The sequence below is a fragment of the Citrobacter sp. S-77 genome (genome assembly GCF_963864895.1).
Taxonomy (GTDB): Bacteria; Pseudomonadota; Gammaproteobacteria; order Enterobacterales; family Enterobacteriaceae; genus Citrobacter; species Citrobacter murliniae.
In genome coordinates this window covers 1,066,188-1,081,137 of record NZ_CAWLWU010000002.1, presented here as the reverse complement: position 1 = coordinate 1,081,137, position 14,950 = coordinate 1,066,188, and the positions used below count along the sequence as shown (strand labels likewise).

At 50.1% G+C, this 14,950-nt stretch carries 6 protein-coding genes; 2 read left to right on the top strand and 4 right to left on the bottom strand.

What is annotated here, in order from left to right; translation table 11 throughout:
• Window positions 1-187 precede the first annotated feature (187 nt).
• The gene (locus tag AACS05_RS05655; protein WP_045440889.1) at window positions 188-9,526 is read left to right on the top strand and encodes an autotransporter-associated beta strand repeat-containing protein; all 9,339 of its coding nucleotides are present in this window, start codon (window positions 188-190) and stop codon (window positions 9,524-9,526) included.
• A gap of 172 nt (window positions 9,527-9,698) precedes the next feature.
• Here AACS05_RS05655 and AACS05_RS05650 read toward each other — a convergent pair whose 3' ends face one another.
• From AACS05_RS05650 to rclA, 4 genes are all read right to left on the bottom strand, one after another.
• On the bottom strand, window positions 9,699-10,466 hold the full coding sequence (locus AACS05_RS05650; protein ID WP_045440887.1) for a putative bifunctional diguanylate cyclase/phosphodiesterase: 768 nt from the start codon (window positions 10,464-10,466) through the stop codon (window positions 9,699-9,701).
• A gap of 102 nt (window positions 10,467-10,568) precedes the next feature.
• The gene (locus AACS05_RS05645) at window positions 10,569-11,150 is read right to left on the bottom strand and encodes a helix-turn-helix transcriptional regulator (protein WP_190284553.1); all 582 of its coding nucleotides are present in this window, start codon (window positions 11,148-11,150) and stop codon (window positions 10,569-10,571) included.
• 21 nt (window positions 11,151-11,171) lie between these two features.
• Window positions 11,172-11,867: a flagellar brake protein gene (locus AACS05_RS05640; RefSeq protein WP_045440883.1), complete on the bottom strand. Its 696-nt coding sequence runs from the start codon at window positions 11,865-11,867 to the stop codon at window positions 11,172-11,174.
• A gap of 649 nt (window positions 11,868-12,516) precedes the next feature.
• Window positions 12,517-13,845, bottom strand: a complete 1,329-nt coding sequence (rclA, locus tag AACS05_RS05635; RefSeq protein WP_045440881.1) for a reactive chlorine resistance oxidoreductase RclA — start codon at window positions 13,843-13,845, stop codon at window positions 12,517-12,519.
• Between the two features lie 233 nt (window positions 13,846-14,078).
• Here rclA and rclR point away from each other — a divergent pair, with 233 nt between their 5' ends.
• The gene (gene rclR, locus AACS05_RS05630; RefSeq protein ID WP_045440878.1) at window positions 14,079-14,933 is read left to right on the top strand and encodes a reactive chlorine-specific transcriptional regulator RclR; all 855 of its coding nucleotides are present in this window, start codon (window positions 14,079-14,081) and stop codon (window positions 14,931-14,933) included.
• Window positions 14,934-14,950 lie beyond the last annotated feature (17 nt).

The following is a 14,950-nucleotide window of genomic DNA, read 5'->3' as shown; positions in this document are numbered from 1 at the left end:
TTTAAGGATACTGATAACGGTTATTTTTTAAGAGGCTTACTTTCGGCTCTTTTTTTATTCCGCATAGCCCGGAAGGGGTCTCTATTTCCGAAAATTAATTTACCCGGTAGCACACCCGCGTGCCAACCATAGCCAACAACTCAACGTAATAACACATGCAATACAGAAATGCAGACGAGGGTTATATATGAACAAGGTTTACAGCATTATTTGGAACGCGGCGCTCGGTATCTGGGTTGTCGTTTCCGAATTAACCAAAGGTAAGAAAAAAAGCAGTTCGCGTAAAACTGTCGCGGTACTCGCGGCTACAGCCTTAATTAGCACCTCGCCACTCGTGGCGGCGGATGACATCGGCAACCATGATATTTCTGTCGATTATAATAATATTGTCATTCAACCTGGTACAAATGACGACGTTCACAATGATGGCTTCCTCTACCAGAACACCACTAACGGTGCGGTGTTAAACGTCACTGGCGCATTGCCGAAGATTGAGCAAGGCCAAACCGGTCTTGTCGAATCGGCGACTATTGAGCAGTTGCTAGAGCAAAAGAAAATCACCCTCACGGCGACCATTGGGGGCGTTACCACCCCGATTACAACCGTTGAAGAACTGGAAAAGTATTACTACAACCAGCCGACGACGACGCCTGCTCAGGATGACAAAATCACCGTCATTGACCCTGCATTACAAACCCCGGCAGATATGCAGGTCTACAACACCGATGAACTGGTTCACTATCTGACCGAAACCCCGTTAGAAGGCATTACGTTAAACACCTACGACGCAGCCCTTTCAAAAATCTATAACAACTTTGGCATTGCGCAGGCCAGCAACGGTTCGACGGCCAATCTGAACATTGGTAACGATCAGAAAAATGCCCGTGATGATGAAAACACCATCAAACTCCTGGCTAAAAACAGCTCGTTACTCGAAGCCAGCGGCGCAGATAGCAAGGTTAACTGGATATCCGACAACTACATCTCATTTGGCGCCGCCCCCGTTGTCCCGAATAAAAGCTTTAACGGTTCTCAGACAATGGACCAGTTCGGCAAAGTGTTGACTATCGATACCTACGGATACGACAGCGAAGGGAATGCGGTGAAAACCGGTACCCAGGAGTTCGATATCACCAATACCGAAGAGCTTGGCGACCTTAATGACTGGCTGCTGGGCGAAAGTGATACAACGGTCTTAAATGCACAAGGGAACAAGGTAAGCCAGCTGCAACTGATGCTGGACGCCAATCGCGCCACCATGTCGCTCAAAGATGTTGAAGACTGGTATGCGAAGTTGATTACCAGCGTTTTACAGTCCGATACGGTAACCGGCTCGGTTGACTGGGACTATAAAGTCTGGACTGATGGCGAGGGTCATACTAATAACGCCACGATCGGTAATACCGAGCTGCACGCTGTCTACGCACATGGCGCGGGCGCAACAGGCACAGTGACACAAGATTCTGTACTGGCGGTAGACGGCAGCATTAATGGCGTGATGAAAGGCACGGAAGGTGCCGTTATTACGAACCAGGGCTCCCTCAACGTACTACGTACTTCCACAGGCCACAGTCTGGCGATTGGTATGCTGGCGGAAAACGCTACGGCAACCAACACCGGTACCATCAACTCCGGCTTGTTCATCGATAAAGATGGGCGACAGGCTCTGAATAGCTACGGCGCTATCGGTATGCAGGGCAAAGGGGCCAGTACCGTTACCAACGATGGCATCATTAACCAGGCCATCACGACGAATAACTATGGCACCGCCTCAGCTGCCAATCCATGGGATACCAACACCACGGTAACAACGCCAATTACGCTGGCCATCGGTATGCAATTATCGGGGAACTCTACCGGGGTTAACAACAAAACCATCAATATTGTGGACGGTAACGCCAACGGTGCCTCTTTCGGGAAAGGCACAGCCTACGGCGTTGAAGTAACTGATGGCGCAACCTTCACTAACAGCGCTGGTGCATCTATTTATCTGGGCCGTGATGGTTCCAATACCTCTCAGGATGTTGCAATGGCTGGCGGGTCAAACCTTAGCGCCGGCATCCACGCGCGAGGGACTGGTACCGTGACTAACGCGGGAGATATTACCCTCGGTACAGGCGTACGTAATGCTGCAGGTATTCTGGTTGCTGGTGCGGCCGGGAATGTCATCAACTCCGGCAAAATTTCGGTTAATGGTAAGACATCCGGGCTACCAAACTACGGGATGTCGGTACATAACAGCGGCGCCAATGCGGGTCAAACTATCCGTAATGATGGCGAGATTAATGTTAACGGCAAGAATAATATCGGCATTCATGTCCGCGCAGACAGCACGGATGCCAAAGTGACCACCAGCCAGGCCGGTCAAATTACGGTGAACGGTGAAGGAGGAACCAATGAGCGAAACTACGCCATTTGGGTTGAAGGCTCCTCCAGCAAGCAGGCAGTTGCTGATATCTCTTCCGGCATTACGCTGAATGGTACCGGGGACATCGGCGTTCACGTTCGCGGTAGCGCAACGGCGAATATTAATAACGACAGTAGCCCTGTGTTTAACAGCACCGATCAGATAGGCTATTATTTGTACGGTGCCAATGCGGTCGCTAACATTGGCAAGACGGAGATGAATGATAATGGCCAGACCAATACCACTATCTTCCGTATTGCTGAGGGCGCTAAATTTGCCGGTAACAGCAATGATCCGGTAACCGGCACGGCTTCCGATCTTAAACTGACACTCAGCGGTAAGAATTCTGTTGGTGTACTGGGTACCGGGAATAATACCCTCGTTCAAACAGGTGAAGCGACGTTCAACGTCGGTGGTCAAGGCGCATCGGCCATTGTGATTGAAGGCGGTGCAAGTGGTAATATCAGCGATAAAACCACCATTAATTTGACCGGTGTCGAAACCACTGCCGGCATCGTCGACGGCCAGGCGCATAATTTAAACGGCTCCAGCCAGGGCAACCCTGTCGAAACCACCCTCATCTCTGGCGCCAGCATCACCTCCGAAGCCAGCGGGAACAAGGTTATCGCGTATGTAGCGAAAAATCTGGGGAATATTATTCTCAACGCGAAAGCACTGGTGGATCTCGACAGTATCGACAGCATCGGTGTCGATGTGCAACAGGGCGGACGTTTAACAAATAACTCGTCCAACGCTTTACATGTCAGTAACGGTATTGGCGTACGCGCCTCCGGCTCTGATGCGCAGATCAAAAGGCTCGGACAGATCAAGGTCGACGATGGTACCGCTGGCGTTTTGCTGACAAACGGTGCCGTACTGGACATTACCGCCGCGGCCGGTGACTCCATCATCACGAATGGCACCGCCGACGGTATTCGCCTGGATGCCGGTGCAGGCTCTCTGACAGCCAAAGGGGTTTCCATCAGTGCCTTGGGCACTGGGGCGGGGATCCAGAACGACGCCAACAGTAGCGACATTACGCTCAATGATGTCACCATTAATGCCAACGACGGCTCAGGTATCCGTACCAGCGTTGCGCTGAATGTAAAAGACGGTGCGGGCAATAAGCTGAATGTCACCGGCAGCGGTACCGGTTTTGCTTTTGAAGAACGCGACGGTAGCGCTGTGAAGGGCGATCTGAATATTGGTACGGGTTACACCGTGCTCGTCCATAACGCAACAGGTAATGCCACAGGGAGCGGGATCCGCGCCAATACCAGTGGTAATGTCACCACCAGCGCCGACATTACCGTTCAGGACAGCACGGGTGATTCAGCCGTTATCGCGAAAAATGTTAACTCTCTGACCAACAACGGGAAAATCATCTCTAATAGCGTCAATGGTCCGGTGATTGATGCCAGCGGCGCTAACGGTAAAACCATTACCAATACGGGAACTATCCGCGCCGCCAGCGACACAGCCGTGGCAATTCAGTCCGGTAACGGCAATGACACCATCAATATCAACGGCGTTGAAACGGTAGGTGTCATCAATACCGGAGCTGGCACGGATACCGTTAACTGGTCGAAAGGCACCTTTGCAGGTGAAATGAATTTCGCTGGAACCAGTGGAAACAATAAAGCCAATATCGGTAACGTCGAGCTGGGCAATACGCGCCATATCATCACCGCAGCAGGTGCAGGTAACGCCCTCACCTTTACAGATACGCATGGCACGGGTGCCAAAATTGGCAGTCTGGGCAGCGATAATCTGGGCACAGGCACGAATATCGGTACCGGTTGGGACTCACTCACGCTTACCGGCTCTCAGGCCGATATGCGCATCGTGGATCGTCTGACACTGGCGAGCGAAACGATCGCCGTTAATAACGGGGCAACGCTGCGCACTGGCGACCACGGTGAGTCCAGCAGTAATGCCGCCACCATTGGCGATTACAACATCACTACTAACAACGCTGCCAGCAAAGTCATCTTTGATACAACGGGCGACAATAACCAGGCTCAAATCTATAACGGCATCATCAGCGGCAGCGGGAATTTTGAACGTGCGGCGGGCGGCACTACGATCTTCACCGCCAACAACACCTATACCGGATCCACCACCATTGATCAGAGTGGCACGCTGCAGTTAGGTTCAGGCGGGAATACCGGGGAAGTCAGCGCAGTGTCGAATATTCTCGACAACGGCATACTCACCATTAATCGTGCCAATAACGTGCTGCTTAACGGCATCATTTCCGGTATTGGCGCGCTGCAGCAAATCGGTGGCGGGACTACGCGTCTGGGCGGGAACAATGCCTATAAAGGTGATACTACCGTCACGAGCGGGGCTCTGTTGGTTAATGGTAACCAGAGTGCTGCTACTGGCATAACCACTGTCAGCAACGCTGCCACACTGGGTGGTAACGGTGTGATCGGCGGTCACGTGGTGATGAACGATGCCTCGACAATCAGCGCCGGTGACGGTGGCGCAGGCACGTTATCCATTAACGGCAGTTTGCAACTCGGCAACAAAACAACCTCCGCCTTCGAGCTGGGTCAGGCCTACACGCCTGGCGGCAAACTGAACGACCTGATTAACGTTGCAGGCGATCTGCAACTTGACGGTACGCTGGATGTCACCACTTCGCAGGGCGGTAATTTCGGACCGGGTGTATACCGTATTTATAATTACGGCGGCACGCTAGATAACCAGGGGCTGGATCTGGGCGCGATCCCGGACAGTCAGGATAAGAGCAACGTTTTTGTCCAGACCTCTATCGATAAACAGGTAAACCTGGTTAACGCCAATGGCGTCACCCTGCAATTCTGGGACGGTGCGACCGTCAGCCAAAGCCACGGCGCAACGGGTATCGAAGGCGACAGCAAAATTGACGGTGGCGATGGTAAATGGATGGCGATCGGCAACCAGGGTGATAACAACTGGACGACGGCAACCGGCGAAGGCAACGCACCATGGGCACAAAAATCTTTCGCCGTGTTCACGGGCAATGCCGGTACGGTAACCGTTGATAAAGCTGCGGGTGAAGTCAACTTCTCCGGGGCGCAGTTTGACGCTGATGGCTATGTCGTCAAAGGCGATGCGCTCAACGCCTATGCCACCACAGAAAATGCGACGCATGCGGGTCAAACACCCGGGACTGGTGAACTGCTGCTGCGCGTAGGGGCCGGCGGCGCGGGGCAAAATTACACCGCCACCATAGAATCCATCATCCGTGAAGCCAGCACTAGCGATAAGCTAACACTGGTGAAAACGGACCTTGGTCGTCTGATCCTGAGCGGCGACAACGAGTATCGTGGCGGTACACGAATTGATGGCGGTACGCTGCAAATTTCTTCTGACAATAACCTCGGACAAAGCGGCACAGGTCTGGAGATCAACAACGCTTCGACATTGCAATTAGGCGCGGATCTAAGCACCGATCGTACCATCACGCTGGGTGCGAATACCGATGCAGAAGTGTTTGACCTGAACTCACATCACTTCACCCCAACCGGAGATATCACCGGTGATGGCAAACTGAAAATCACCAGCAGTACAAGCGATGCGGGCAGTACCCTGACGCTCGACAGAGCAAACAGCTACAAAGGGGAAACCGAGGTCGCAGGTACGGGCAATGCTAACAATGTTACCGTCAACGTCAGCAAAACCGGCGCATTTGGTGGCAATGACAGCAGCACAGTTACCGTTAATAAAGGCGCGACAGTTAACGTTAGCGGGACGGATACCAGTCTGCAATCGCTCACCATGAACATTGCCGACAGCCTGCTAACCCTGGCTGACAATGTGACAGCCGCGAGCGCGAAGCTGAATCTGACCGGCAAAGCGAAAGCAGTATTAACTCAGGATTCCACTGCAGGTGACGCAACGGTTAACGTCGGGAAAGACAGTACGCTGGCGCTGGAAGACAACACCAGCGGCGGCAGTGCCGATGTGACCAACAGCGGATTGATGACCTTTGCTGACCTGGCGATGGCAGAAAACGCTGTCGTCAAAAACCAGGCTGGCGGTATGGTCGACATCAGCGCGGTAAACAGCGCAACGTCTATCGGTTCGCTGTCTGGCGCAGGTAACGTTGAGCTGGGTAATAAATCCCTGTCTCTGGGCAATCTGAACTTTGATGACACTATCAGCGGTGTCATCAGCGGGAATGATGGCAACCTGGTGAAAATCGGTACCGGCACGTTAACGCTGGAAGGCGACAACACCTATACCGGCACCACGGATGTCAATCAGGGCGTGCTGCTGGTGAACGGTAATCAGTCCGCCGCAACAGGTCAAGTCACCGTGAAATCCGGGGCTACGCTCGGTGGTAACGGTATTATCGGCGGTGCAGTCGATGTGCTGGATAACGCCCATATTACCGCCGGTGCAGCGATCAACAGCGTGGGTAAACTAACGACTGGCTCTCTGACGCTCAGTGATAACGCCCAGCTGGATTATCAGTTTGGTCAGGCTTATACCCCAGGCGGGGCCTTCAACGACCTGATTGATGTGAACGGTGATCTGACGCTTGACGGTAAACTCAACATTGAGACATCGCCAGGCGGAAGTTTCGACGTTGGTGTCTATCGCGTCATTAACTACACCGGTACGTTAACCAACAACGTGATGGACATTGCTAACGCGCCGGAAGCTGCAGACAGCCTGTATGTACAAACCTCGGTGAAAAATCAGGTCAACCTGGTCAACCATGCAGGACTGACACTGCGCTTCTGGGACGGCACCGGCGGTGAGAATGGCGAACTGAAAAACAACGGCGTCATCAACGGTGGTGACGGTATCTGGCAATCCAGCCAGGGCAACGACAACTGGACAACCGATGAGTCCACACCAGAAGGTGCATTAAACGCACCGTTTACCGATGCCGCATTTGCTGTCTTCCAGGGGGAAGCAGGCAACGTTACCGTTGATAACAGCAAAGGCGACGTGATCATCAGCGGTGCGCAATTCGCTACCGATGGCTATCGCGTAGGTGGTGAAGCCATCACTACCGATACGGCCGATACGTTGATTCGCGTCGGCGATGGTACTGTAGACGGTATCAACTACACCGCGACCATCGACAGTGTGATTCGCGGAACCGGTGGTTTGAACAAAGGTGACCTCGGAACGCTGATCCTCACCGGTGACAATACCTACAGCGGTGGAACCACCATTACGTCTGGTACGTTACAAGTGGCTGGTGATACCAACCTCGGGGCGGCAGATACCGGGATCACCTTCAATGGCGGTACGCTGAAATATGGCGACGCATTTGATACCGCGCGTCAGGTCACTCTGGAATCCGGAGGCGGGACATTCGACACAAATGGGTATGATGTTTCTCTGCTGACGGAAGTCGAAGGTTCCGGTCAATTGACCAAAACCGGTAAAGGCATACTGACACTGACGCTGGACAATACCTACACCGGCGGTACGACTATCGAGCAGGGCGTGTTGCAACTGGGTAACGGCGGTAATATCGGCAGCGTACAGGGGGATATCGTTGATAACGGCATTCTCAATATCGATCGTGCCGATACGCTGGCATTAACCAGTAATATCAGCGGCGAAGGCCAGTTGTATCAGACAGGCAGCGGCACCACTGTTCTGCAAGGTTCCAATACCTACAGCGGAGCGACCCTGATTGCCAACGGCGTACTCGAGGCAGGTAATACCGATACCCTGAGCGCATCATCACACCACTATGTTGCTACAGATACCGCGCTGAATACGCAGGGTTACAACCAGACGGTGGCAGGACTGGATAACGGTGGTGATGTATCGCTCCGTGGTCAACAGGTCGGTTCAACCATAACCGTCAAAGGGGATTACCGTGGTGAAAATGGTACGTTGCAAATTGCTGCAGCGCAGAACACCAGCGGAACAGGCATTGCGGATCGCTTGATTATCGATGGCGGTCAGGCCAGCGGCAGTACCCTGCTGGATGTTGACGGTTCCGGTCTGGGCGCTCCGACAGTTGGTGATGGTATCGAAGTGGTTACCGCGATCAATGGTGCAACTACCACGGCGCAAACCTCACAGGATGCATTCCATCTGGCCAGCGCGCACATGGCTGCGGGCGCCTTTGAGTACCAGTTGCATGCCGGGAACACACAAGGCCAGGGAGAAAACTGGTATCTGAGAAGCGAATACCGTCCGGAAACAATGCTGTACTCCGGCCTCGCCAGCGTCGTTCGTCAGGGAGACATCAGCCTGTTGGGTAACATGCACCAGCGAATGGGGGATGATGTTAAACCGGGTATTGATGAAGACAACCGCGCCTGGGCCAGAATGATCGGTTACTCCGGTAAAACCAAACTGGATGATGCGGCAGGTACGCAAACCAGTTCACATACCACGGGTATCCAGGTCGGCGTCGATATGTATGCTACTGAAAGCTGGAAAGCCGGTATGTATGCCAGCGTTCTCGACATTGACAGTAACGTTCAAGGGACGAAAACGGGGAGCAATGGTAAAGGCGGCAATATCGACGACAACGCATTTTACGTCGGCGGTTATGCTACCTGGTTCTCTGACGATGGTATGTACGTCGATAACGTCCTGCAGTACGGTAACCATAAATCCCGTCTGTCCGCATCAGGTAATAATGGTTCATATAGCGTGAGAGGCAATACCCTGACGGCTTCGACGGAAGTGGGTAAATCATTCCGTTTAGGCGCCAGTGCCTGGAGTCTTGAACCGCAGGCGCAGTTGATCTACCAATACAGCGACTTCGACAACAGTACGCTGGATGGCGAAACCAAAACGAAGGTTAATCTGGATACCGCAGATTCATTTACCGCTCGTCTGGGTGTGCGCCTGGTCGCCGACTACGATACCAACCATGGCAAATTCCAGCCTTATGGCCGGGTAAACGTCTGGCAGGGTCTGGGTTCAAAAGACAAAACGCACTTTAGCAACGCGGTCGCAACCACTACGCTGGAATCATCACAGCAGTACTCCAGTACTGAAGTTGCAGCCGGCCTGAGCTGGTCTATCGACAGGAATTTGCAGGTCTACGGTGAACTGGGAACCCAATTCAGCAATGGCAGCAATAAGTCGCAGGTTGAAGCCCCGGTGAATGCATCGATTGGCTTTAAGAAATCGTTCTAACCCAGCATAAACTTAGCCAGCCTCCTGTTTTCACAGGAGGCTTTTTTATGCCCGCTGACTATCAGTTCTACAGGTATGGAGCGGGAAGTTAAAACGAATGTTGCGAGCAGGCCGGATAAAGCGTCAGCGCCGCCATCCGGTGAAAATCAGGGGGTAATGAGACATTGACAGGTTAACGGTTATTTTGCGTTAACAGTGCGGGGATCTCTTCGGCCATTACCGGAGGAGAAATAAGAAAACCTTGAATTTTATCACAGCCAATATGCTTCAAACGTTCTAACTGCGAGGGAGTTTCCACCCCTTCCGCCAGCACCTCAATACCAAAATTGTGTGCTAATGAAATAATACCTTCGACGATCTTTGTTGATCGGGTGTCCGGTTCAATTCCTGCGACAAATTCTTTATCAATTTTTAAGGTATCAAAAGGATATTTCAACAGGTAATTAAGATTAGCATGCCCGGTGCCAAAATCATCCAGAGCTAACTTCACCCCTATCGATTTCAACTCTGTCATATTTTTAGCTGCTATATGGCAGTCACGCAAAGGTGAGGTTTCCGTGACCTCTATTTGGCATCGGCGGGCCGGGAGTCCGCAAGCAGCAAGGTTTTGCCTGATACGTTGGGGTAAAAGGGGATCGCAGAACTCAAGTGCGGAAATATTTACTGATAACGAAAGGGGATCGGGCCAGGCTGCTGCAACGTCCCACGGAGGATTGGTAACCATATCTTCAATTGAAAATATATTGCCGCGGTCTTCCAGTAGCGTAATAAAAACATCGGGAGAAATCATGCCCATTTGCGGACTATTCCAACGCATAAGTGCTTCAAACCCGCTAATTTTCTGGGTGGGCAAGTCAAATATAGGCTGATAAACCATATAAAGCTGAGTGGTATTCACCGCCTTTTCAAGCGCATTTAGCAGCTCACTGGAATTTAACATCCCCCCTTCCCCCTTTGTAACCATATAAATTAAAAACCAGTTAAAGTCACTCCCAGGTTGTATCTACTTTTATGCGTGTGATATCAGAAAAGAACGGATAGGTTAGGGTAAAAAAGACAAACTATGTGTAAACCTGACAATCAACTTGTTCAAATCAGATGTATTGCTCAGCCCCAGTTTGGTGACGGCCTTCATCTTGTGAGCCTGAATAGTTTTATAATTCAGGCTAACTAACTCCGAAATTTCTCTGGCTGTATAACCATTTACCAGCAGATTCAGAATCTGCTGCTCTCTTTCGGTTAATCTTTTTTGCGAACGATACAGTCGGGGATTCCATTTCCCTACTGCTAACGTGGCTAATTGAGAAAAATCACGCAATGAAGACTTTTCAGTCAAGACAATGACTTTCTCAATATATAATAACTCAACACATAATTTCGCCACCAAACTATCGGCAACAATCACGATAACGTTATTATAAAATTTAAATCTGTTTTTATTCAAATACTGCACAATTGCGGAACATGGCTGTTCATTGTTAATGATATTAAAAACCATGGTTTGATGCTGGCCCAATGATGATTGATGCAACATGTCCTCAAACTGGTAGGTTTTGATCGGTACATGTTTGCTTGTCAGATAGGCGAACATACCGTTGCCTACAAAATTATCACTGCCACACATCAACATCCTGTTCACCATTCCTTATAAACTTCTGATCTTGTTACTCATTAAAAATTTGATGATTATTTTCTCAACTTCTGCCTCTTCACGACGGTTCCTGAAATCAAACCCGCATGAAATCTGATAGCAGGAATACAATTGATTATCCTCATCAAATTCGTTGATCATGACGACATCAATAACTTTTAAATCAAGCTGCAAATTTCCAAACGTATCAAAATCCAGAGAGGCACCTTTAATCACTGCATCTTTATAAAGAAAACGTGCATTCACATCTTTAACAATTAATGCGCAACCGCCCTGTGAGATGTTTTTTATCTTAAATGAGTAGTTTTCTCCGTTTTTGTAACGACCAAAACAGAAAAAATCATAGCCCTTCAAAAAAGAGAACCGCTGATTCTGTCGCTGCTGGGCAAAGAAAATCATATCCGGGATGGCATAAGATAATCCTGCCTCCGCACCTGCTGTCGGACTCTTTTCGAGTCTGGCGCAGAATTTGATAATCCCGCTATCGCTGTGCAGGATAAAGTATTGGACCTTTTCAGGGATGATGTCTTCGTGCCAGGAAATCATAAAGTGTTCAAAATCAATCTTTTCTAACTGCGTGATAACACTGCTGTTTTCACATAAGACTTCCAGCTTCGTCTTCTTGTGCAACTCCTCACGAAGGATGGCGATGATTTCAAACTTGTTTTCCTTGGCTAATCCAAAACTCATACAAAAACCCTTATTTCCATATTTAAGATATGTCTCGGTCTCAGTCTCGATTACCGACAAAACACGAGATCAGCATCCACCCCTGGTGCTTAATAACCTTAGTGGATTCCATGTCAAACTGTTGATGCGAACTTAAGTTTTTAACTATCTTTAATCTTACATTGATATGTAAAAACGTTTGATGAGAATTAATTCTAGCTGAAGCCAGGCCTAAAACCATGTGAAGTTGCGCATCAACAATAACAAAAAGGAATAAGAAATAAATCTATAATTCCATTTAGAGATAAAAATGACGTAAAATTAGCCGGGTATAATAGATAACAATGGGTGGGCAAGGCGGAACGACTAAGCTGAGCGCCAGCTATGGTTTAATCGCTGACAGGAAAATGGATGCTTACGGCGTTATATCATTAGCAAATGAAATAATCATGATGGATTATTTTAATAAAGCGAATGATTAATATTGCAGGCGTGTAAATAAATTTAACTTAAGTTAAAAAAGGCCAGCATTAAGCTGACCCCGGTAATTACCGTATTAAACTATAATGGCATACTATCTTACAGAGGGTATAACGTTAGAAAATAAGTACTACTGATTAATTTCTGTCCGGGCTGAATGCAAAATCCCCCTTAAGGCAGGTCCCTGGATTTATGACTTTATGAGAGAAAAAAGATCGTTGAGTGATTCACTCATCGTCGGGTGCGTAAATATTTGATCACGCAATACGGTATAAGGTAACCCTGCATCCATAACGGTTTTGACGATATTAATCATCTCATGAGAGTCCGCACACAGTAGTGATACTCCCAATATACGTTGAGTGTTTACATCAATCACGGCTTTGAGGACGCCGCGTGTATCATCCATCACCCGCGCTCGTGGGATTGCCGCGACAGGTAACGTTACCACCTGGACCGTTGCCCCGCTGGCACGAGCCTGTTCTTCACTCATCCCTACACGAGAGAGCGGCGGCGTCATAAAAACGGAATACGGCACATTCTGGCGATCGCCTGAATTGCGTAAACCTTCGCCAAATAAGCTGTCGCGGACAATGCGGAAATCATCCAGTGAAACATAGGTAAATTGCAAACCACCGGTTACATCACCCATCGCCCAGATGTTATCTGCAGAAGTCCGCAGATATTTGTTCACAATAATCCCACCGCGCTCGTTCACATCCACCCCGGCGTTCTTTAGCTGTAGATGCTCAGTCGCGGGTTTTCGCCCTGAGGCAACCAGCAGCGCATCCACAGTTCGAAGACCTTCCGGCGTCTGTAGCTGCACCATGCCGTCATGGGACGATACCGACTGTACATTGGCGTTGAGAATTAATTCTACGCCCTGGTCACGCAAAATTTGGGCGATGGCCTCGGCGATATCCCGATCTTCACGCGGTAAAAACAGCGGTGCCGCTTCAAAGATTGTTACCTGGCTGCCAAAGTTGGCGAACATGGACGCGAACTCGAGGCCAATATATCCCCCGCCCAAAATACCAAGACGCTGTGGGCGCTGCGTCAGATTCAACAGCCCGGTACTGTCAAAGACTCCAGGAGTGTCGGACAGGCCTGCAATATCAGGAATAATTGACTGCGCGCCAGTATTGATAAAGATCTTCTCGCCGCGAACCTCGAGTGTTCCGGTCGGCTGAATCACCCGCACGGTATGGTTGTCGATAAACTCAGCGCGCCCTTCAATCACATCCACATTGTCCAGATCAGCGAGATTATGGAAGTTTTTATCACGCAAGAAGCTCACAACAGAGGCTTTACGCTGCATCGCTGCGGCAAAGTCATGCTGCAATTCAGCATCATGCACCAGGGTTTTAGTTGGAATGCAGCCGATATTGATACATGTTCCACCGTACATAGTATTGGACTGCTCGATGATAGCCACCTGCCAGCCCTTTTGTGCCAGGGCCGCCGCCAGCGTCTTACCCGCTTTACCAAAACCAATAATGATTGCCTGGTATTGATTCATGCTGTCTCTCCGCAAAGTCACTGTTCATTTGTTAATCCAAAGTATACGGAGCGATATGCCAGAAAAGCCTATCCATAACGCGATTGTTTTTGTCCAATCGTCTAAACAGCAATAAATAACTTACTCAGTCGATATATTGAAAATACACTAACTATTTGACATTAATAATTTAATATAAAAGTATGTTATTAGTGCTGCCATCCCCCAACAATAAAAATTGTTCAGGAGTCTTTATGGATACCCTTAGCCGATTACTGATGCTTAACGACCCGCAGGGATCTATTGATAAAAATTGCCTGCTCAGCAGAGACTGGCAATTGCCACACGCTGCGGGCGAATTGTCAGTTATCCGCTGGCACACCATGACCCAGGGGGCTGCCCAACTGGACATGCCTGATGGAACCTCGTTTACGCTTCGTGCTGGTTCGATTGTGATCCTTGCGCAAAACTCAGCGCATCGGCTTTGCCAGTCTGGTGAGGAACAAACGCATATCGTCTGCGGCAGTTTACGGCTACCGCCCTCCTCTCGTTATTTTTTAACCACGCTGCCGGAAGCACTAATACTGGCACCGGATGAAAATAGCCACGTCGGCCACTGGCTCAGGGCGATGATTGCGCTACTTCAGGAGGAATCCTCAACCGACCTGCCGGGATCGGATGTGGTATGCAGTCAGCAGTGCGCAACGCTGTTCACACTCGCCGTTCGGCAATGGCTGACACAGGCTACGCCCGCAAAGAACGTACTAAGTTTGTTGTTGCACCCCAGACTGGGGGGCGTGGTTTTCCTGATGCTGGAATCGCCCGCGCATCCCTGGACTGTGGAAGAACTGGCACAACGCGCGCATATGTCGCGGGCTAGTTTCGCGCAGTTATTCCGCGAGGTCTCAAACTCTACTCCACTCGCGGTATTAACCACATTACGTCTGCAATTCGCCGCTCAGATGTTGTCACGTGGCTCTCAGCCACTGATTGTCATTGCCGAATCGGTAGGCTATGCCAGCGAGTCATCGTTTCACAAAGTCTTTCTCCGACAATTCGGTTGCACGCCGGGAGAATACCGAAAACGGGTAAAAGCGCTGGAGTCATAGCGCGCGCCCCGGTCAGA